We start from the raw sequence: 20,386 nt of genomic DNA, 5'->3' as shown, positions 1-20,386 counted from the left end.
GTCGGGCCCGGGCGGCGCGGCGGCCGGCCGGGCCGTACGCGCAATCGGCCACGGCGGGCCCGCGGTCGGCCCGGCCGGGCCACCTGGGAAAGTCCGAAAACACACCCATGCCCGCGGCTCCCACAGCGGCCGGTAACACGGCCCGGGCCCGTCCCGAGGCGCGCGGACGGGTGTACCCGCCATACGTCGCCGCGCGCCCGCGTCGCGCGGCGACGGCCAATTCCCCCGCCCTCCGCGCGCCGTGAGACGGACTCATTGCTGTCACATGTCCTCCTGATTGCCGTACCGCTCGCTAGCATCGTGCGACGGGTGATCTGAGTCTCACTACCCCCGGACGGGGGTAGGCATATGACGGGGAGGTGGCCATGGCGAGATCCGACCGGGCCGTTGACGTACGGACGGCGCTGCTGCGCCTGCGGCGGCGCGGCGGTCTGCCCGTCGCCTTCGGGGGGGTTTTCGCCGGGACGCGACAGTTCCGCATCTCGGACCTGACGGGCACGACGACCAGTTCGTTACAGGGCCTCGCGGTTACTCCGGGCAACGGACTGGGCGGCAAGGTGCTCACCATGTCCCGCCCGATCTCGGTGATCGACTACACCACCTCACGGGCCATCAGCCACGAGTACGACGAGGCGGTCACCGCCGAGGGCCTGCGTTCGATCCTGGCGGTGCCGGTGGTGGTGCGCGGGCGCGTGCGCGGCGTGCTGTACGGCGCCCTGCGCCAGCCCCTGGCGCTGGGCGACCGGGCCCTGACCGCGGCCATGGAGGCGGCGCGCGAGCTGGAGCAGGCGCTGGCCCTGCGCGAGGAGGCGCAGCGGCTGATGACCGTGGCCAGCCAGCCGGTGGAGGCCGACACGGCCGTGTGGGAGGAGGTGCGCGAGGCGCACGGCGAGCTGCGCGCCCTGGCCCAGCAGGTGGCCGATCCGGAGGTGCGCGAGCAGATACTCGCGGCCTGCCGGCGCCTGGCCAGGGCCTCCTCGGGACTGCCGCAGTCGGCGGCGGGACGCCGGGTGGTGGACCTGTCGCCGCGCGAGGTGGACGTGCTGGCGTGCGTGGCGACCGGCGCCACGAACGCGGCGGCGGCCGAGCGGCTGGGCCTGCGCCCGGAGACCGTCAAGAGCTACCTGCGCTCGTCCATGAGGAAACTGGGAGCCCACACGCGGTTACAAGCAGTAGTCGAGGCGCGGCGGGCCGGCGTGCTGCCGTGAGAGGCGGCGGCGGCCCCGCGCGGGCGCGCGCCGCGCCGTACGGCCGGGTCCGGGCGCACGCGCGGGGCGCGCTACCGGGAGGCCGCCGGACAGGCTCCGGCGGCCGGGCGGCGGCGCGGCGGCGCCCGGCTCCGCCCTGCGGGGCGATAGCGCCGGTCGACCGCCCCGTCACCCCCGTTCGCGTCAAGAGGCCGTCAAATCGGCGCGCCGCGGAGTCAGGGGAGCGTCAGTGCCGACGCCGCCCGCGCGCCGCGGCCCTAGCGTCGATGCCGTACCGACCGGCCCCGCACGCCACAGGAGCACCGCCCATGAACCGCACCGAGGACGGCGAACCGTCCGACGATCGCCCGGCAGAGCCGCTGTACGTCCCCGTACGGCAGGGTCCTGCCGGGTGCGCCCTGCGCCTCTACCGCACCCCGATGGGTGCCCGCACCGCCGTCGCCTTCACCACGCGGTGGCGGCTGGCCCACGTCCTCGGGCCCGACCAGGCGTGGATTCGGCTGGCCGAACCGGCCGTCCGGGAACTGACCCGGCCGCTGGGGGTGGACCGGCTGTCCGTCGACCCGGTGCTCACCGCCGCCCCGCCCCGCCACCCCGCCCCCCGGATGCCCGCGGCGCCCGCCGTGGCCGAGACCGCGCCCCTCGCCGGGCTCGCGGACGGGCGGCCCCCGGTCCGGGACCGGGACGCGGGCGCGGTGGGCGCTCCGCGCTGACCGCCCCCGCCCGTCGCGCGGCGGCCGCCCGTCCGCGCGCCCCTCCCGGTATCCCGCCTCCCCCCGCACCTCGCTCCTCCTGTAAGGAGGCATGTCNGCCCCTCCCGGTATCCCGCCTCCCCCCGCACCTCGCTCCTCCTGTAAGGAGGCATGTCCGAATGTCTCTTCGCCTCGCCGCCCCCACCCCGCCGCCCCCTCGCGCCGCCCGCCCCGAGACCGCCGGCGCCGCCCGCTCCGACGCCGCCCGCCCCGACGCCGTCTCCCCTGGCCCCGTCTGGCCCGCCTCCGCCCAGACCCTGCCCTCCGGCGAACTCGCCGTCGGCGGCGTGCCGCTCGCCGAGCTGGCCGACCGCTTCGGCACTCCCGCGTACGTCCTGGACGAGGACGAGGTGCGCGCCCGCGCCCGCGCGTGGCGCGCCGCCCTGCCCGGCGCGGACGTCGCCTACGCCTCCAAGGCCTTCCTGTGCCGCGCGATGGTCAGCTGGATGGACGACGAGGGCCTGTCCCTGGACGTCTGCTCGGCGGGAGAGCTGGAACTGGCCGCCGTCACCGGCTTCCCGGCCGGCCGGATCACCCTGCACGGCAACGCCAAGAGCCCCGAGGAGCTGCGGGCCGCGCTGCGGCTGGGCGTCGGCCGGATCGTGGTCGACAGCACCGGGGAGATCTCCCGCCTCGCGGCCCTGCTGCCGGCCACCGGCACGCCCCGGCAGCGGGTGCTGCTGCGCGTGGTGCCCGGCGTCGAGGCGGGCGCCCACAAGGCCGTACGCACCGGCGTGGAGGACCAGAAGTTCGGCGTGCCCATCACCGGCGGCGTGGCGGAGGACGCGATCGCGCGCATCCTGGGCCAGCCCGCGCTCCAGCTGGCCGGGCTGCACTGCCACCTCGGCTCGCAGATCGCGGGCGTCGAGCCGTACGTGACGGCCGTAAGGCGGCTGGTGTCGCTGCTGGCCCGGGTCCGCGACCGGCACGGCGTGACCCTGCCCGAGCTGGACCTCGGCGGCGGCTTCGCGATCGCCTACCGGGACGGCGACCCGGCCTTCGACCCGCGCGTGTACGCCGACCGGGTGGTGCCGGAGCTGCACGCGCGCTGCGCCGAGGCGGGCCTGCCCGTGCCGCGCCTGGCGGTGGAGCCGGGCCGCTGGATAGCGGGCCCGGCGGGCGTGGCCCTGTACCGGGTGCTGGCCGTCAAGACCGGCGCCGCGCGCACCTTCGTGGCCGTCGACGGCGGCATGAGCGACAACCCGCGGCCCGCGCTGTACGGCGCGCGCTACACCGTCCGGCTGGCCGGGCGCGGCTCGGCCGCGCCGCCCCGCCGGGTGACGGTCGTAGGACGGCACTGCGAGGCCGGCGACGTGCTGGCCGAGGACGTGGAGCTGCCCGCCGACGTGCGGCCCGGCGACCTGCTGGCCGTGCCCGCGGCGGGCGCCTACCACCTGTCGATGGCCTCCAGCTACAACCTGGTCGGCCGGCCGCCCGTCGCCGCCGTCTCCGGCGGCCGGGCCCGCCTGCTGGTGCGCCGCGAGACGCTGGCCGACCTGCGCGCGCGGGACCTGGGCCTGTGAGTCCGCCGCAGGCCGCCGAAGGGCCGCCAGACGGGACACCTGACAGGACACCTGGCAGGACGTCCGAACGCCGCCCGGTCACGGGCGGGCGCCGGCCGACCGGGCCGGCTCGGGGCTCACGAGGGGGCTCCGAGCCGGCCCGGCGCCGCTGTCCGGGCCGGCCTCGCCGCCGCCGCCGTCCGGCTCCCCGTCGTGCTCCCCGTCGTGGTGGATGGGCGTGTCCGTGCCCGTCAGGCGCGCGCCGCCGCCCCCGCGCCGGTCCGCGACGATCTCGGCGGCGATCGACAGCGCCGTCTCCTCGGGCGTACGGGCGCCGAGGTCCAGGCCGATCGGGGAGCGCAGCCGGGCCAGCTCCGCCTCGGTGACCCCGGCCGCGCGCAGCCGGGCGGCGCGGTCGGCGTGGGTGCGGCGCGAGCCCATCGCGCCGACGTAGGCCACGGGCAGCCGCAGCGCCCGCAGCAGCAGCGGGACGTCGAACTTCGGGTCGTGGGTGAGCACGCACAGCGCCGTGCGCGCGTCGGTGCGGGTCGCCGCCAGGTAGCGGTGCGGCCAGTCGGCCACCACCTCGTCGGCCTCCGGGAAGCGCGCCGGGGTGGCGAAGACGGGCCGGGCGTCGCAGACGGTCACGTGGTAGCCCAGGAACTTCCCCACCCGCACCAGCGCGCCCGCGAAGTCCACCGCACCGAAGACGATCATGCGGGGCGGCGGGGCGGCGCACTCCACCAGCAGGGTCACCGGGCCGCAGCGGCGGCCGTCCGCGCCGGTGCGCACCGTGCCGGTCCGCCCGGCGTCGAGCAGGGCGCGGGCCTCGCGCGCGGCGGCACACTCCAGGGCGCCGCCCGGACCGGCCGCCTCACCGCGGCCGGCGCAGTCGTCACCGGGTCCGTCCGGGCCGCCCGGATCCGCGCCCGGGGCGGACGGCCCTCCCTGCGCGGCGGAGCGCACGCCGCCGGTCGGCGGCCCGCCGGGCGCCGCGGTGGGCTCGCCGGGCGGCGGTCCGTCCAGCGTCCCCTCGTACGTCCCGTCCGGCCGTACCAGCAGCGCCCGCCCCAGCATGTCCCCGGGCCCGTCCACGACCCGCGCGAGGGCCACCGCGCGGCCCTCCGCCACCGCGGCCAGCGCGCCGGCCAGCACCGGCCGTACGCGCGTGTCGGCCGCGGGCACCGGCGTCACCAGCACGTCGACGGCGCCGCCGCAGGTCAGGCCGACGGCGAAGGCGTCGTCGTCGGAGTAGCCGAAGGTCTCCCGTACGGCGCGCCCGGTGCGCAGCGCCTCCTGGCACAGGTCGTACACCGCCCCTTCCACGCAGCCCCCGGACACGCTGCCGACCGCCGTGCCGCCGGCGTCGACGGCCAGGGCGGCGCCCGGCTGCCGGGGCGCGCTGCCGCGCACGGCCACGACCGTGGCGACGGCGAAGGCGCGCCCGTCCGCGCACCAGCGGCGCAGGTCCGCCGCGATGTCCAGCATGGTGGTCCGACCTCCTCCTGGCGGCTGGGCGTCCGGGTGGCTACCGGACGCCCAGCCCATGCTCGATCGGGTTCGGGGCGCGGCAGGCGCCGAACACGCCGCCGGGCACCCACATGAACACGCCCGGCCCGCGCACGTTCCCGCGCGCGGCCCTCACGTCCCGGTCAGGTGCTCGGGCCGCACCGGCACGCGCCGCAGCGCGAGGCCGGTGGCCGCCCTGATGGCGGCGACGACCGCGGGCGTGGACGACAGGGTGGGCGCCTCGCCGACGCCGCGCAGCCCGTACGGGGCGTGGTCGTCGGCCAGTTCCAGCACGTCCACCGGGATGGCGGGCGTGTCGAGGATGGTGGGGATCAGGTAGTCGGTGAAGGACGGGTTGCGCACCCGCGCCCGGTCGGAGACGACGATCTCCTCCATGACCGCGAGGCCCAGGCCCTGGACCGTGCCGCCCTGGATCTGGCCGACCACGGACAGCGGGTTCAGCGCCTTGCCCACGTCCTGGGCCGCGGCCAGCTCGATCACCTTGACCAGGCCCAGCTCGGTGTCCACGTCCACCACGGCCCGGTGCGCGCAGAACGAGTACTGCACGTGGCCGAAGCCCTGCCCGGTGACCAGGTCGAACGGCTCGGTCGGCCGGTGCCGGAACTCCCGCACGACCTCGACGGCCTCCGCGCCCAGCACGGCGGCCAGGTCGGCGACGACCTCGCCCGCGCGGGTGACGATTTTGCCGCCCTCCAGCCGCAGCCCGTCCTGGGACCACGCCGGGTGCGACGCGCCGTACGCCTCCCGGCCGCGCCGGATCACCTCCTCGCGCACCGCCTCGCACGTGTGCTTGACCGCGCCGCCGGTCATGTACGTCTGCCGGGAGGCGGAGGTGGAGCCCGCCGAGCCGACCCGGGTGTCGGCGGGCGCGATGACGACCTGGGTGACCCCCAGTTCGGTGCGCGCGATCTGGGCGTGCACGGTGACGCCGCCCTGCCCGACCTCGGCCATCGCGGTGTGCACGGTGGCGACCGGCTCGCCGCCCGCCACCTCCAGGCGCACCCGGGCGGTGGAGTAGTCGTCGAAGCCCTCGGAGAAGCCGACGTTCTTGATGCCGACCGCGTACCCCACGCCGCGCACCACGCCCTCGCCGTGCGTGGTGTTGGACAGGCCGCCCGGCAGCTCCCGCACGTCCACCGCGCCGCCGGCGTCCGCCCAGGGCCGCTCCGGGGGCAGCGGCCGCTCCTTGACGCGGCGCAGCAGCTCGGCCACGGGCGCCGGGGCGTCCACGCGCTGCCCGGTGGGCATCACCGAGCCCTGGGACATCGCGTTGCGCTGCCGGAACTCCACCGGGTCCAGGCCCAGCTCCGCCGCGACGGCGTCCATCTGGGCCTCGTAGGCGAAGCACGCCTGGACCGCGCCGAAGCCGCGCATGGCGCCGCACGGCGGGTTGTTGGTGTACAGCGCCAGGGCCTCCACGTCCACGGCCGCGGCCTCGTACGGGCCCACGCCCAGCGAGGCGGCGTTGCCGACGACGGCGGACGACGACGAGGCGTACGCGCCGCCGTCCAGCACGATGCGGGCCTGGACGTACTGCAGCGTGCCGTCCCGGGAGGCGCCGTGCTCGTAGGCGAGCCGCGCGGGGTGCCGGTGGACGTGGCCGAAGAAGGACTCGTACCGGTTGTAGACGATCTTGACAGGGCGGCCGGTGCGCAGCGCGAGCAGGCACGCGTGGGCCTGCATCGACAGGTCCTCCCGCGCGCCGAACGCGCCGCCGACGCCGGACAGCGTCAGCCGCACCTTGTCCTTCGGCAGGCCCAGGACGGGCGCGAGCTGGTCCTGGTCGACGTGCAGCCACTGGGTGGCGATGTACAGGTCCACGCCGCCGTCCTCGGCGGGCACCGCCAGGCCCGACTCGGGGCCCAGGAAAGCCTGGTCCTGCATGCCGACCTCGTAGTCGCGGCGCACGACCACGTCGGCCCGCGCGCGGGCGGCGGCCAGGTCGCCGCGGCGCACCGGCTGGCGGTGCACGACGTTCGGGTGCGGCGCGTGCGCGGCGTGCCGGTCGGTGCGGCCCGGGTGCAGCACGGGCGCGTCCGGTCCGGTGGCGCTCGCCTCGTCGGTGACCGGCGGCAGCTCGGCGTAGACCACCGCGATACGGGCGGCGGCGCGGCGCGCGGTCTCCGGGTGGTCGGCGGCCACGACGGCGACCGGCTCGCCGTGGTAGCGCACCCGGTCCTTCGCCAGCACCGGCTGGTCGCGGATCTCCAGCCCGTAGTGGGTGGCGGCGGGCAGGTCGTCGTACGTCAGGACGGCGTGCACGCCGGGTGTGGCCAGCGCCGCGGTGACGTCGAGGGAGACGATCTCGGCGTGCGCGTGCGGGCTGCGCAGCGTGTGGCCCCACAGCATGTCCTCGTGCCACAGGTCGGAGGAGTACGCGAACTCGCCGGTCACCTTCAGGATGCCGTCCGGGCGCGGCGTGGACTCCCCCACGCCGCCCGGGGTGCGGCTGCCCTGGGTGATGACGGCGGGCGCGCGGCCCACGGTCCGGTTCGGCTCGGTGCCCACGGGTCACGCTCCCTGGCCGGTGCGGGCGGCCGCGAGGCGGACCGCGTCGAGGATCTTCTCGTAGCCGGTGCAGCGGCACAGGTTGCCCGACAGCGCCTCGCGGATGTCGGCGTCGGTGGGCTCGGGGTGCCGCTCCAGCAGCTCGTCGGCGGCCACCAGCAGGCCCGGGGTGCAGAAGCCGCACTGGACGGCGCCCGCGTCGACGAACGCCTGCTGGACGGGCGACAGGCCGCTGTCCGGGGCCGCCGCGGCCCGGTCCCCGGCGGACGGCTCCACCGCGCCGTCCGCGCGCGTGGCTTCCCGGCCGCCCGCGCGGGCGGCGGCCAGGCCGGCCAGGCCCTCCACGGTGACCACCTCGCGGCCCTCGGCCTGCCCAGCGGCCACCAGGCAGGCGCACACCGGCACGCCGTCCAGCCGGACCGTGCACGAGCCGCACTCGCCCTGCTCGCACGCGTTCTTCGAGCCGGGCAGGCCCAGCCGCTCGCGCAGCACGTACAGCAGGCTCTCGCCCTCCCAGACGTCGTCGGCCTGGCAGGGGCGGCCGTTGACGGTGACGTTCACGCGCATGACGCGCCTCCTTCCGTGCCGCGCGCCGCCCGGCCCCGGTAGTCCTCCCAGGCCCAGCCGAGCGTTCTGCGGGCCATGACGGCGACGGCGTGGCGGCGGTAGCGGGCGGTGCCGCGCACGTCGTCGATGGGGTCGCAGGCGGCCGCGCACAGGTCCGCGAAGCGCCGCGCGGCGGCCGGGGCGACCGGCGCGCCGCTGTCCCAGCAGCCGCCCTCCGCCAGCGCGCCGGCCAGGAAGTCCTCGGCCGCCCGGGCCCGTACGGGGGTGGGTGCGACCGAGCCGAGACCCACGCGCACGGTCCGGGTGCGCGGGTGCAGCGCGAGGCCGAGCGCGCACACCGCGATGACCATGGCGTTGCGGGTGCCGACCTTGGAGAACTGCTGCGGCCCGTCCGCGCGGGCGATGTGCACCGCCCTGATCAGCTCGTCGGACGCCAGCGCGGTGCGCTTCACGCCCGTGTAGAACTCCTCCACCGGGATGCGGCGGGTGCCGCGCACCGACACCGCCTCCACCTCGGCGCCGGCCGCCAGCAGCGGCGGGTGCGCGTCACCGGCCGGGGAGGCGGCGCCCAGGTTGCCGCCCACGGTGCCGCGGTTGCGGATCTGCGGCGAGCCGACGGTCCGGGCGGCCAGCGCCAGGCCCGGCAGCTCGGCCGCCAGGTGGTCGATGATCCGGGCGTACGGCACGCCGGCGCCCAGCCGCACGGTGTCCTGCCCGGTCTCCCACTCCGCCAGCTCGGGGACACGGGTCAGGTCCAGCAGGTAGGCGGGCCGCAGCCGGTCGAAATTGAGGTCCACCATGACGTCGGTGCCGCCCGCCAGGGGCACGGCCTCGGGGTGCTCCGCCTTGGCGGCGAGCGCGTCCTGCCAGCTCTCGGGGCGCAGGAACTCCATGCGTAGTCGTCTTCTTCCGCTCGTTTCGCCGCTCTCGGCTGCTTCCGGTACTTCCGGTTCTTCTGGTCGTTCCGTGCCCGCACGCGCGGGCCGCCGCCCGGCCGGCGGACGCCGGGCGCGGTGCGGCGAGAGCGCTGGGGGTACGGACGGAAAGCCGGTCTCGCAGGGGGCTCCCTCCAGTACACCGGCGCACGCCGGGGCCGGTGCAGTCACGGAAACCATGAAAGCCGTTGACCGCGCGAGCGGCCATTCTTGTAGATTCGCACAAAAGGCGGAGCCGGTGTTCCCGGACCCGTCCCGGCCGGTGCCACGGCCCGCCCGCGCCCGCGGCCCGCCCGGTTTCCGGCCTCGTCCGGCACCCGCACTGGAACGGCGAGAGGGGCACGATGCGGCTGCGCGCGCTGTTGGAGACCGACACCCTGGGGCTTCGCCTGCTCGGCGGCGAGGCCGAGCTGGACCGGTCCGTGCGCGGCGTGATGACCACCGACCTGCGCGACCCGAGCCGCTACCTGTCGGGCGGCGAGCTGGTCCTGACCGGCCTGGCCTGGCGGCGGCGGCCCGCCGACTCCGAGCGGTTCGTCCGCATCCTGGCCGCGGCCGGGGTCGCGGGGCTCGCGGCCGGCGAGGCCGAGCTGGGCTCGGTGCCCGGCGACCTGGTGGCGGCCTGCGCGCGGCACCGCCTGCCGCTGTTCTCCGTGGTCGAGGACGTGTCGTTCGCGTCCATCACCGAGCACGTGGTGCGCCAGGTGTCCGCCGAGCGGGCCGGCGACCTGGCGGCGGTCGTGGAGCGGCACCGCCGCCTGGTGGCGGGCGGGCCGGCCGGCGGCGGACCCGAGGTCGCCCTGGACCTGCTCCGCTCCGACCTGGACCTGCGCGCCTGGGTGCTGTCCCCCACCGGCCGCCGCGTCGCCGGGCCGACCGGGCCGGACCGGCGGCTCACCGCGGCCGTGCGCGCCGAGCTGGCGGGCGAGCACCTGGCGGCCGTACGGGCCCGGCGGCGCTTCCCGCACCGGGTGAGGGCCGCCGACGGCGTGACGTACTCCCTGTTCCCCGTCGGCGGCGCGGCGCCGCCCGAGCAGGCGGAGGCGGCCGAGCGAGCGGAGGCGGCCGCGCTGCCGGACTGGCTGCTGGCCGTCGAGGCGGACGCGGGCGACTGGCCCGAGCAGCGGCTGGACCTGCTGCGCGGCGTGGCGCGGCTAATCGCGGTGGAGCGGGACCGGCGCGACGCGGCCCGGGCCGTGCGCCGCCGCCTGGCGCAGGAGGTGGTGGACCTGGCGGCCGCGGGCGCGCCGCCCGCCGAGATCGCCGCGCGGCTGCGGGTGACCGCGCCGGTGCTGCTGCCGGGACTGGGCGCCGCGCCGCGCTGGCAGGTCGTGGTGGCCCGGGTCGAGTGCGGCCCGGACGCGGCGGCGAACGGCCCGCTGGCCCGGGCGCTGCTGGAGGAGATCCTGGCCGGCCCGGAGGCGGCCGGCGCCGAGCCCGCCGACCGGGTCGCGGTGGGACAGGCCGGCGGCGAGGCCGTCGCGCTCGTGGCGCTGCCCGGGCCGCCCGTGGCGGCACGGTCCGAGGCGCCGGAGGCGGCCGCACGGGAGCCGGACGCGCCGCCTGTCCCGGGCGGCGCGGCGGACGGCACCGCCCACCCGGACGCCCTGCTCGCCGCGGTGCGCGCCCCGCTGGCCCGGGGCCTGGGCGAAGATGGCCGGATCACGCTGGGGCTGAGCGCCGCCGTGCACTCCGCCGAGGGGCTGCACGGCGCCCTGGAGGAGGCCCGGCACGCCCGCCGCGTCGCGGCGGCCCGCCCGGGACGGGTGTGCGCGGCAGGCCACCAGCAACTGGCCTCGCACGTACTGCTGCTGCCGTTCGTCCCGGACGACGTGCGCCGCGTGTTCACCTCCCGGCTGCTGGACCCGCTGCGCGACTACGACCGCCGGCACCGCGCCGACCTGGTGCGAACCCTGGATTCCTTCTTGACATGTGACGGCTCGTGGACCCGGTGCGCGGCCACGCTGCACGTGCACGTGAACACGCTGCGGTACCGGGTCGCCCGGATCGAGCAGCTCACCGGCCGCGACCTGGGACGTCTGGAGGACCGGCTGGACTTCTTCCTGGCGCTGCGCATGACCTGACGTCGCGTGCGCGCGCCCCGACGCGAGCGCTCCCGTACGCCTGCCCGTCGCCGCCGATTCACCCCGTGGCAGCCCGGGCCGCTCACGACACGCCGAAAAGTCGCCGACAAGCTTTGTGAATACATTCACACCTGAGTCTTGGCCGGGCCCTTGCCGGCGTGCTGAGATTCCCAAACGGCTTCCGGCTCGACGGCGCGCTTGGGGAGGGCACCGTGGCGGACACCGCCATGTCACGACCTGGATCGTCAGATTCCGAACCGCGTACGCACCATCCGGACGACCCCCTGGGCGCCGCCGTGTGGCGGCTGCGCTCGCGCGGCTGCTGGGAGGACGCCGCCGCTCTGCTCGCACCGCGCGCGACCACCGACGCCGCCGTCGCGCTCCAGCGCAGCGTGGTGCTCACCGAGCGGTGCGTGTTCACCTCCGCGGGCTGGCACGCCGCCGAGGACGCGCTGCGGGCGGCGGAGGCGCTGGCGGTCACCGACGAGGAGCGCGGCGCCGCCGCGTGCGAACGGGGCTACCTGGCGTACGCGTCCACGCTGTTCGGCACGCGGGACCGCGCCGACGAGGCGCGCGCGGCGCTGGGCCGGGCGGCCGCGCTGCTGCCGCCCGGCTCGGCGGTGCGCCCGCGGCTGGACTTCCGGCGCGGCCTGATCGCCCAGCACCTCGGCGGCGACGCGGCCGGCGCGCAGGCCGCCTTCCAGCGGGCCCACGCGGCCGCAGCGGCGGGCGGGGACGCGCTGCTGCGCTCGTCCACCTGGCGGCACCTGGCCGCCATGGCGGAGCGGGCGGGCGACACGGCGCAGGCCCGGCACGGCTTCGCCGAGTCCCTGCGCATCCGCGAGGAGCTGGGCTACCTGATCGGCATCGCCCCGGCGCTCGCGGCGCTGGCCGCCGTGGAGCCGGAGCCGGACGCCTCGCGGCTGCGCGCCGAGGCCGCCCGGCTGGTGCGGCTGCTGGGCGGCGTGCCCGCCTGGCTGGCCGAGCGGCTGACCGCGCCGGAGAACGGCTGAACTCCCGGCCCGAGGCCGCCTGACGCCCGCTCCCGGGCGCGCCCCCGGCGGCGCGCTCGTACGGACGACCCGGCACCGTACGGACAGCGGCGCGGCTCGGCCCGTACGGACCGCGCGGCCCGGCCCGTACGGACCGCGGGGCCCGGCCCGTACGGACCGCGTGGGCCCGCCGCCTCGACAGCCCGGTGCTCACAGCGCGGTGTTCACAGCGTGGTGCGCAGGTGCTCGCGCAGCAGCACCTCTGCCGCGTCGAGGTCCTGGTCCGCGAGCGCGTCGAGCAGCGCCAGGTGCTCGGCCGCGTCCGCGACCAGGTCGGTGACGCGCGTGAACTCCCCCGGCACCACCGGCGACTGGACGCGCCGGTGCAGGTCGTCGGCGACCAGAACCAGCTGCCTGTTTCCGGCCAGGCTGAGCACCGCCTGGTGGAACGCGCGGTCCGAATCCAGGTACGCGGCCCGGTCGCCGGTGGCGGCGGCCGCCGCCGTGGCCTCGGCGGCCGGGCGCAGCGACGCCCACCGCTCGCGCGGCAGCTCCCGCGCCAGGTCCAGCACCACCGGTATCTCCAGCAGGGCCCGCACCTCGGCCAGTTCGGCCAGCTCGCGCGCGCTGCGGCGGGCCACCCGGAAGCCGCGGTTGGGCACCACCTCCACGGCCCCCTCGCCCGCGAGCTGCTGCATGGCCTCCCGTACGGGCGTGGGCGACACCCCGAAGCGCTCGGCGAGGGTGGGCGCCGAGTACACCTCGCCGGGGGTCAGCTCGCCGCCGATCAGCGCGCTGCGCAGGGCGTCGAGGACCTGGCCGCGGACGGAGTGGCGGCGCGGCGCCTTGCGTGGCCGGGGCACGCGGCCGTGCTGCGGCGGCCACGCCCCCGGGTCCGCTCCGGCCTGCTCCACTGGCCTCCTCCTGACGTCCGATTGAAACGATATGCGGACGCGGCGCGCGGTCCAACCCGGTTGCGGCGGTGGACGGCGGCCGCGGTGTGTTACAAGTACATTCCCCTGCTGACAGTTGGTCGGTTTCCGTGAATAGAATGCGTTGCGCTTGCGCAGGCGAGCGTCCGAACCGTACGGCAGCTACCCGCGTCCCCCCGCCATCCCGTGGCCACAGTTGTCTCGAAATCGCCCGGGACAAAGGGTGTTTCCGCCAAGATGTCGCGCGAGTGGGCCGCACCATGGCCAGGACTTCAACGGAAGCGAGGACAAGGGGCACCGCATGAGACTTACCGATCTTTCGCTGGGCTGGACACTGCCTGGCGCCGTGGCGCTCGTCGGAGCCGTGACGGCGGTGACGGTGCTCGCGCGCGGACGCAAGGACACCCGTAAAAAGGAAGACAGCGTGATCACTGACTCCTGGGAGCGCAGCGAGGAACGGCGGCGGCGCAAGGAGGCCATCTACGGGATGGCGTCCTACCTGCTGCTCTTCTGCTGCGCGGCCGTCGCCGCCGCACTCTCCTTCCACGGCCTGGTGGGCTTCGGACGGCAGAACCTGAACCTGTCGGGCGGCTGGGAGTACCTGGTGCCGTTCGGCCTCGACGGCGCGGCCATGTTCTGCTCGGTGCTCGCGGTGCGCGAGGCCAGCCACGGCGACGCGGCGCTCGGCTCGCGCCTGCTGGTGTGGCTGTTCGCGGGCGCCGCCGCCTGGTTCAACTGGGTGCACGCGCCGCGCGGCGCCGACCACGCGGGCGCGCCGCAGTTCTTCGCGGGCATGTCGCTGTCGGCGGCCGTCCTGTTCGACCGCGCGCTGAAGCAGACCCGCCGGGCGGCGCTGCGCGAGCAGGGCCTCGTGCCCAGGCCGCTGCCGCAGATCCGCATCGTGCGCTGGCTGCGTGCGCCCCGCGAGACGTTCGCCGCGTGGTCGCTCATGCTGCTGGAGGGTGTCCGCACTCTGGACGAGGCCGTCGAGGAGGTGCGCGAGGACCGGCGCCAGCAGGAGCAGAACCGGCACCGCAGGCGGGACCAGGAGAAGCTGGACCGGGCCCGGATCAAGGCGTACAACCGGCAGCACCGCCGGCTGTGGGGCCCGCGCGGCGGCGGCCGCCAGGTGGAGCTGCCCGCGCTGGCACCGGCCGCCGGGCAGGTCAGTTCGGAGCCTGCCCTATCGGACGCGCCGGAGACCTTGCCGGCGTCCTCGGCTTCGACCGCGGCCGTGGCAGCGCCGTCGTCTCGTCCCGTGCTGCGCTCGGCCACCGGCCCGGGCTCGTCGGCAGGCGGGACGAGCGCTGACGGCGGCACGGACCGCCCCCGCACCATCGACCTCACGGCCGAGGACGACACCCTCACCATTCCGCGGCTGGACTCCCTGGAGGAGAAGCTGGCGCAGATCGAGCGCGCCTTCGGCTGACGCCGGGCGGCAGACCGCGGTGGGAACCCGAACCGGGCGCGGTGCCCGGCGGTGGCGAGCGGGCCACGGGACGGCAGCGTCCCGCGGCCCGCTCGTCCGTTCTCCGGCTTGTCCAGCTTCTCCGGCTTCTCCGGCTTCTCCTCACAGCCCGTCCGCCGCCCGTGGGTCCACTCCCCCGCGCCCGGTTCCGTACGGGCCCGTAACGGCCCGCGGCCAGGGCGGCGCCGCGCGCGGGCGCTCAGCCCGTGCCGGCGTCCAGCTCGAACCACACCGCCTTGCCCACGCCGTACGACCGCACGCCCCACGCGTCCGACAGCGAGTGCACCAGCAGCAGTCCGCGCCCGGACGTGCCCTCGTCGGCGTCGCGGGCGCGCGGCACGGGGTGCCGGGCGGCGAAGTCCCGGACCTCGACCCGTAATCGGCCCTTGACCAGCGCCGCGGCCCCGTCGCCCAGCACCGCGGACCGGTCGCCCGGCACTGCGGCTCCGTCGCCCCGCCCGGCGGCCCGGTCGCCCCGCCCCGCCGCCTCCGCGTGCGGCCCCGGCGCCCCGCCGCCCAGCGCCGCCGCCTGCCCGGTCAGCGCCGCGGCCGCCCCGTCGAGCGTGGCCGTGACCACCGCGCCGTGGTCGGTGTGCACCAGCGCGTTGGTGACCAGCTCGCTGACCAGCAGCTCGGCGACCTCCGTCCGGCCCGGCTGCCCCCAGTGGCGCAACAGCTCCCGCAGCCCGGCGCGCACCTCCGCCACCGCGGACAGGTCGGCGTGCCGCAGACGCCGGCTCCAGGCCGGTGTGCGCTCCTCTTCGACCGCTCCCTCGATCGCCGCCCCTCCGGTATCCGGCCGGCTGTCCGTTCTGCCCGGCCACGCAGGCTGCCGTGTCATCGCATCCCCGCCCCGCCCGCTCTGGGTCGACCGTCGGCTGTTGTCGTCGAACGCGTTCACGAGAATGCATGCCCCTCGTGTTGCGCCCCACACGCGGGGGGAATGGATCGAGGGTCGGGGGAGTCATCCGCGCAGCGTGTGAGGACCTTCGAGGAGCCGCGATGCACGACGACCGTACGCTGGTGGAGGCCCGCCTTGAGAGGGCCCTGCGCCAGTTCGTCAGGCCCGCGCAGTACCCCGAGCGCGTGCCGCTGACCCTGTCCGCGTGGGAGGTGCCCGGCGAGCCGGTGCCCGTGGCGGAGGCGCTTGAGGCGGCGTACGCGCCGTTCGAGCCCGGCGCGGCCTGGGGCAGGCCGTGGTCCACCTGGTGGTTCCGGATGGAGGGCGCGGTGCCGCGCGCGTGGGCGGGCCGCCGGGTGGAGGTGGTGGTGGACCCGGGCTTTACCGGCTCGTCGCCCGGCACCCAGGCCGAGGGGCTGGTGTACGACGCGCGGGGCGTGCCGCTGAAGGGCGTGCACCCGCGCAACCGGCACGTGCCCGTCGCCGGCCCGGCCGAGGGCGGCGAGCCGGTGCGGCTGCTGCTGGAGGCCGCCGCCAACCCGGCCGTCCTGCACGACTTCCTGCCCACCCGGCTGGGCGACGTGCTCACCGCCGGGCGCGCGCCGCTGTACCGCTTCGGGTCGGCCGACATCGCGGTGCTCGACGAGCGCGTCTGGCACCTGATCACGGACGTCGAGGTGCTGTCGGAGCTGATGCGCGAGCTGCCCGCCGACCGGCCGCGGCGGCACGAGATCCTGCGCGCCCTGGAGGACATGCTGGACGCGCTGGACCTGCACGACGTCCCGGGCACGGCGGACGCCGGGCGGGCCGCGCTGGCCGACGCGCTGGCCCGGCCCGCGGACGCCAGCGCGCACCGCGTGTCGGCGGCCGGGCACGCCCACATCGACTCGGCGTGGCTGTGGCCGCTGCGGGAGACGGTGCGCAAGGCGTCCCGTACGTTCGCGAACGTCACCGCGCTCGCCGAGGAGTACCCGGAACTGGTGTTCGCCTGCTCGCAGGCGCAGCAGTACGCGTGGGTCAAGGAGCACCAGCCGCACATCTGGCGGCGCATCAGGCAGGCGGTGCAGGACGGCACCTGGGTGCCGGTCGGCTCGATGTGGGTGGAGTCGGACGCCAACATGCCCGGCGGGGAGGCGCTGGCCCGGCAGATCACGCACGGCAAGCGCTTCTTCCGCGAGGAGTTCGGCGTGGAGACCGAAGAGATCTGGCTGCCGGACTCCTTCGGCTACACCGCCGCCTTCCCGCAGCTCGCGAAGCTGGCCGGGGTGCGGTGGTTCCTCACCCAGAAGCTGTCGTGGAACCAGACCAACCGGATGCCGCACCACACCTTCTGGTGGGAGGGCATCGACGGCACGCGCGTGTTCACACACTTCCCGCCCGCGGACACCTACAACGGCAAGGTCGAGGCCAGGGAGCTGGCCCGCGCGGAGCGCAACTTCGCCGAGAAGGGCCGGGCGACCCGCTCCCTGCTGCCCTTCGGCTGGGGAGACGGCGGCGGCGGGCCCACCCGGGAGATGTTGGAGAAGGCGCGGCGCCTGGCGTCCCTGGAGGGCTCGCCGCGCGTCACGGTCGAGAAGCCGTCGGCGTTCTTCGCGGCGGCCGAGGAGGAGTACGGGGCGCGGGCGCCGGTGTGGTCCGGCGAGCTGTACCTGGAGCTGCACCGGGCGACGTACACCACGCAGACGGAGACCAAGCGCGGCAACCGGCGCAGCGAGCACCTGCTGCGCGAGGCGGAGCTGTGGGCCACGGCGGCGGCGCTGCGCGCGCCGGGCTACGCGTACCCGTACGACGAGCTGGACCGGCTGTGGAAGACCGTGCTGCTGCACCAGTTCCACGACATCCTGCCCGGCTCGTCCATCGCGTGGGTGCACCGGGAGGCGCGCGCGACGTACGAGCGGGTACGCGCGGCCTTGGAGGGGATCGTCGCGGCGGCGGTGGCGGCGCTCTGCCCGGACGGCGCCGGGGGCGCGGGAGGCCCGGTCGTGCTGAACGCCTCGCCGTACGCGCGCGTGGGCGTCGCCGTGCTCGACCGGGCCACGGCGGCCGCACTGCCGCCCGGCACTCCGGCGCAGCCGCTCGACGGCGGGCGGGCCGCGGTCTGGGCGCGGCTGCCCGCCCTGGGGTCGGCGGCCGTCGGCGGGCAGGGTGCCGCCGACGGTCCCGGCCCGGCCGACACCGGCCACGCGCGGGAGGCCGCCGGGCCGGACCCCGCGGCGGCCGGACCGGGGCTCGCCGGGGCCGGGACGGGGACCGGGCGGGAGGCCGGGGAGCGGGCCGCCGCCGGTCCCGGAGCGCCCGTACGGGCCCTGAGCGACGGCCGCGTGATCGTGCTCGACAACGGCCTGCTGCGTGCCGTGGTCGACGCCGACGGGCTGCTGACGAGCGTGCGCGACCTCACCGCCGCCCGCGAGCTGCTGCCGCCCGGCGCCCGCGGCAACCTCCTCCAGCTCCACCCCGACCACCCCAACGCGTGGGACGCGTGGGACATCGACCGCCACTACCGGCACCGGCACACCGACCTCACCGGCGCCGAGTCCGTCGAGCTGACCGAGTCGGGGCCGCTGCGCGCGGCCGTCCGGGTCGTACGGGTCTTCGGCCACTCCCGCGTCACCCAGGAGATCCTGCTGAGCGCCGGGGCCCGCCGCCTGGACTTCACCGCGGACGTCGACTGGCGGGAGTCGGAGAAGGTGGTCAAGGCGACGTTCCCGCTGGACGTGCACGCGCGGGTGTCCACCGCCGAGATCCAGTTCGGGCACGTGGACCGGGCCACGCACGCGAACACGAGCTGGGACTGGGCCCGGTTCGAGATCTGCGCCCACCGCTGGCTGCGGGTCGCCGAGCCCGGGTACGGCGTGGCGGTGCTCAACGACGCGACGTACGGCCACGACGTGACCCGTACGGCGCACGGTGGGACCCGTACGGCGCACGGTGGGACCGGTACGGCGCACGGCGGGACCGACGCGCCGGGAGCCGCCGGTGCGCCCGCCGGTCAGGGCCCGCCGGACGGCCCGGTGCTGGGCACCACCGTACGGCTGACCCTGCTGCGCGCCCCGCACTGCCCCGACCCGGACACCGACGTGGGCGCGCACCACTTCGGCTACGCGCTGCTGCCCGGCGCGGACGTCGGGGACGCGGTCGCCGAGGGCCTGGCCCTGAACCTGCCGCCCCGCCCGCTGCCCGCCGGACCGGTGCTGCCGCCGCTGGTCGGTGTCGACAACCCGGCGATCACCGTCGAGTCCGTCAAGCTCGCGGACGACCGGAGCGGCGACGTGGTGGTGCGGCTGTACGAGTCGCGGGGCGGCCGGGCGGCGGGCGTCCTGACCACCGGCTTCCCGGTGCTGCGCGCGGAGGTGACGGACCTGCTGGAGCGCCCGCTCGGCGAGGCGCCGACCGGCGCGGCCGGCCTGCCCCTGGCCCTGCGGCCGCACCAGATCCTCACCCTGCGGCTGCGTCCCGCGGGCCCGTAGTCGCGGGGCGCGCCCGCGCGGGGCGTGCGGTACGGGCCGACCGCCGGGGCGCGCCGACCGCGCGGCGTCCCGGCGGCCCGTACACCCGCTCCGGGAGCCCTGTGCGCGTCCGTACGGCGCTCCCGCGGGCCGTACGCGGCAGTCCGCTCACCACGCGCCTGCGGCCGGCCGTCCGGGCCGCGCGACGCCCGCGCCGGGCGTCGTGGCCTGTCCGACGCGGCCCGGGCAGCCGGGAGCGTACGTGACGCCCCGCGCGGACGACCGGCGCCGTACGCGCGTGCCGACGCGCCGGAGCAGGCCGGAGCCGCGCTCCGGACCGGAGCGGCCGGGCCTCACTCCTCCCACACGGCCACCGCCGTGCGGTCGTCGGCGTACCCCTTCACCCGGGTCTGGACGTCCGCCAGGAACGCGGCGAGGCCGGGCGGCTCCGCTCCCGACCAGCGCCGCGCCAGGTGGGCGGCGAGCCCCGGCTCCTCCAGCAGCGGCTCGGCCAGCCCGGCGCTGCACAGCAGGAGCGTGTCACCCGGACGAGCGACCGAGGCGCGGAACAGGAAGGGGTCGTACGCCGCCGGAGAGCCGGTGTCCGGTCCGGCACCGGCGGCGGGCCCCCAGGCCCCGGGCGCCGCGCCGTCCTCGCCGCCGTGGCCGGACGCCGGCGCGCCCTGCGGGTCCCCGGGCTCGCGCGGCGCCGGCTCAAGGTCCTGCCAGACGCCGTCCCGCAGCCGGAGCAGACCGCCGCCGCCCACGCCGAAGAACACCCGGATCCGGCAGGCCGGGTCGGCGGGCAGCAGCAGGCAGCGCAGCGCGGCGGTGTACTCGCCCGGGTCCACGCCCTGCCGGGCCGCGCGGGCCCGCATCTGGCCGAAGCCGCGGCTGGTCAGGCGGTGCAGGCCGGACTTCAGGGCGCCGCGGTCGCCGCCGCGGATGTCCTCGGACAGCCGCGCGTGGCTGCGCCCGACGGCCGCCCCGATCCACTCGCACAGCTCCCGCGCCGCCCGGTGCGCGCCGTCCGCCGCCCGCACGCCGCTGGCCAGCGCCACCAGCACCAGGGCACTCTCGCGCGTGCCGAAGCGCGCGGTGAGCAGCGCGTCGCGGCGCGGCTGGCCGCGGTAGCGGGCGGAGTCGCCGCGCAGCGACGCGGCGCGCAGGGTCAGCGGCCCGTAGCGCGCGCCGTCCAGGACCGTGTCCGGCACCAGGTCCGCCAGGTCGGCGGGGTCGGCGGGCGGCAGCGCGGTCGGCTCGGCGTCGTACGTGGGCGGCCCGTCCCCGACGAACGCCACGGACGGGGGCGGCTGGACGGTGACGGCGGGCGTGCGCCGCGCCGGAACGGCACCGGGGGTACGGGGATCCCGGGCGAGCGCGGGCGTGCGGGGGTCAAGGCGCGGGCTCGCGGGCACGCCGGAGCGCGCGGCCGTCAGCCGCCACGCCCACCGGTCGGCGGGCGTCGGGTCCGGATCACCGACCGGGTCCGGCTCGGCGACCGGGGTCCGCGGCGCGGCGGGCGGGCCGGGCGCCGGGGCGGGTTCGTCGGCGCCCCGCC

14 protein-coding genes are annotated in these 20,386 nt (G+C 77.2%); 7 read left to right on the top strand and 7 right to left on the bottom strand.

What is annotated here, in order from left to right; genetic code table 11:
* The first annotated feature begins 365 nt into the window (after positions 1-365).
* The 3 genes from RKE29_RS15610 (at position 366) to lysA (ending at position 3,483) form a co-directional block, all read left to right on the top strand.
* Positions 366-1,208 (top strand): LuxR C-terminal-related transcriptional regulator, encoded by an 843-nt coding sequence (locus RKE29_RS15610; protein WP_312005988.1) that lies wholly within the window; start codon positions 366-368, stop codon positions 1,206-1,208.
* Positions 1,209-1,516: 308 nt separating this feature from the next.
* A complete protein-coding gene (locus RKE29_RS15605; protein WP_312005987.1) occupies positions 1,517-1,921 on the top strand; it encodes an SAV_915 family protein in 405 nt (134 codons plus the stop codon).
* Positions 1,922-2,079: 158 nt separating this feature from the next.
* Positions 2,080-3,483: a diaminopimelate decarboxylase gene (gene lysA, locus RKE29_RS15600; RefSeq protein ID WP_312005986.1), complete on the top strand. Its 1,404-nt coding sequence runs from the start codon at positions 2,080-2,082 to the stop codon at positions 3,481-3,483.
* A gap of 78 nt (positions 3,484-3,561) precedes the next feature.
* Here the strand turns inward: lysA and RKE29_RS15595 are convergent, their stop codons facing one another.
* The 4 genes from RKE29_RS15595 to RKE29_RS15580 form a co-directional block, all read right to left on the bottom strand.
* A complete protein-coding gene (locus RKE29_RS15595; RefSeq protein ID WP_312005985.1) occupies positions 3,562-4,950 on the bottom strand; it encodes an XdhC family protein in 1,389 nt (462 codons plus the stop codon).
* Between the two features lie 153 nt (positions 4,951-5,103).
* On the bottom strand, positions 5,104-7,476 hold the full coding sequence (pucD, locus tag RKE29_RS15590) for a xanthine dehydrogenase subunit D (RefSeq protein WP_312005991.1): 2,373 nt from the start codon (positions 7,474-7,476) through the stop codon (positions 5,104-5,106).
* 27 nt (positions 7,477-7,503) lie between these two features.
* Positions 7,504-8,067: a 2Fe-2S iron-sulfur cluster-binding protein gene (locus RKE29_RS15585; protein ID WP_312005984.1), complete on the bottom strand. Its 564-nt coding sequence runs from the start codon at positions 8,065-8,067 to the stop codon at positions 7,504-7,506.
* Positions 8,058-8,960 carry a xanthine dehydrogenase family protein subunit M gene (locus RKE29_RS15580; protein ID WP_312005983.1) on the bottom strand — a complete coding sequence of 301 codons (903 nt, stop codon included), beginning with the start codon at positions 8,958-8,960 and terminating at the stop codon, positions 8,058-8,060. Before RKE29_RS15580 ends, RKE29_RS15585 begins: the two co-directional genes overlap by 10 nt.
* 386 nt (positions 8,961-9,346) lie before the next feature.
* Between RKE29_RS15580 and RKE29_RS15575 the strand changes: the two genes are divergently transcribed.
* Together RKE29_RS15575 and RKE29_RS15570 are read left to right on the top strand one after the other, a co-directional pair.
* Positions 9,347-11,086: a PucR family transcriptional regulator ligand-binding domain-containing protein gene (locus RKE29_RS15575; protein ID WP_312005982.1), complete on the top strand. Its 1,740-nt coding sequence runs from the start codon at positions 9,347-9,349 to the stop codon at positions 11,084-11,086.
* A gap of 227 nt (positions 11,087-11,313) precedes the next feature.
* Positions 11,314-12,099, top strand: a complete 786-nt coding sequence (locus RKE29_RS15570; protein ID WP_312005990.1) for a hypothetical protein — start codon at positions 11,314-11,316, stop codon at positions 12,097-12,099.
* 203 nt (positions 12,100-12,302) lie between these two features.
* On the opposite strand, the gene RKE29_RS15565 is transcribed toward RKE29_RS15570, so the two are convergent.
* A complete protein-coding gene (locus tag RKE29_RS15565) occupies positions 12,303-12,941 on the bottom strand; it encodes a GntR family transcriptional regulator (RefSeq protein WP_312005989.1) in 639 nt (212 codons plus the stop codon).
* A 370-nt stretch (positions 12,942-13,311) separates the two neighbouring features.
* On the opposite strand from RKE29_RS15565, the gene RKE29_RS15560 reads away from it, so the two are divergent.
* Entirely contained in the window at positions 13,312-14,439 is a 1,128-nt protein-coding gene (locus RKE29_RS15560; RefSeq protein WP_312005981.1) for a DUF2637 domain-containing protein, read from the top strand.
* 238 nt (positions 14,440-14,677) lie between these two features.
* Here RKE29_RS15560 and RKE29_RS15555 read toward each other — a convergent pair whose 3' ends face one another.
* A complete protein-coding gene (locus RKE29_RS15555) occupies positions 14,678-15,319 on the bottom strand; it encodes an ATP-binding protein (protein ID WP_312005980.1) in 642 nt (213 codons plus the stop codon).
* A gap of 161 nt (positions 15,320-15,480) precedes the next feature.
* Between RKE29_RS15555 and RKE29_RS15550 the strand changes: the two genes are divergently transcribed.
* On the top strand, positions 15,481-18,846 hold the full coding sequence (locus RKE29_RS15550; RefSeq protein WP_312005979.1) for a glycoside hydrolase family 38 C-terminal domain-containing protein: 3,366 nt from the start codon (positions 15,481-15,483) through the stop codon (positions 18,844-18,846).
* A gap of 332 nt (positions 18,847-19,178) precedes the next feature.
* Here RKE29_RS15550 and RKE29_RS15545 read toward each other — a convergent pair.
* Positions 19,179-20,386: protein phosphatase 2C domain-containing protein (locus tag RKE29_RS15545; RefSeq protein WP_312005978.1), on the bottom strand; the 1,208-nt coding region annotated here is incomplete at its 5' end.

Source organism: Streptomyces sp. B1866 (assembly GCF_031932565.1).
In the GTDB taxonomy this organism is placed as follows: Bacteria; Actinomycetota; Actinomycetes; order Streptomycetales; family Streptomycetaceae; genus Streptomyces.
The sequence above is the reverse complement of the archived record's forward strand: the minus strand, read 5'-3'. Positions and strand labels throughout refer to the sequence as shown.

Bases quoted from the DNA above. Each gene is read 5' to 3' on its own strand.
- RKE29_RS15610 (WP_312005988.1), top strand. From the start codon at position 366: ATGGCGAGATCCGACCGGGCCGTTGACGTACGGACGGCGCTGCTGCGC.
- RKE29_RS15605 (WP_312005987.1), top strand. From the start codon at position 1,517: ATGAACCGCACCGAGGACGGCGAACCGTCCGACGATCGCCCGGCAGAG.
- lysA (WP_312005986.1), top strand. From the start codon at position 2,080: ATGTCTCTTCGCCTCGCCGCCCCCACCCCGCCGCCCCCTCGCGCCGCC.
- RKE29_RS15595 (WP_312005985.1), bottom strand. From the start codon at position 4,950: ATGCTGGACATCGCGGCGGACCTGCGCCGCTGGTGCGCGGACGGGCGC.
- RKE29_RS15585 (WP_312005984.1), bottom strand. From the start codon at position 8,067: ATGCGCGTGAACGTCACCGTCAACGGCCGCCCCTGCCAGGCCGACGAC.
- RKE29_RS15580 (WP_312005983.1), bottom strand. From the start codon at position 8,960: ATGGAGTTCCTGCGCCCCGAGAGCTGGCAGGACGCGCTCGCCGCCAAG.
- RKE29_RS15575 (WP_312005982.1), top strand. From the start codon at position 9,347: ATGCGGCTGCGCGCGCTGTTGGAGACCGACACCCTGGGGCTTCGCCTG.
- RKE29_RS15570 (WP_312005990.1), top strand. From the start codon at position 11,314: ATGTCACGACCTGGATCGTCAGATTCCGAACCGCGTACGCACCATCCG.
- RKE29_RS15560 (WP_312005981.1), top strand. From the start codon at position 13,312: ATGAGACTTACCGATCTTTCGCTGGGCTGGACACTGCCTGGCGCCGTG.
- RKE29_RS15555 (WP_312005980.1), bottom strand. From the start codon at position 15,319: ATGACACGGCAGCCTGCGTGGCCGGGCAGAACGGACAGCCGGCCGGAT.
- RKE29_RS15550 (WP_312005979.1), top strand. From the start codon at position 15,481: ATGCACGACGACCGTACGCTGGTGGAGGCCCGCCTTGAGAGGGCCCTG.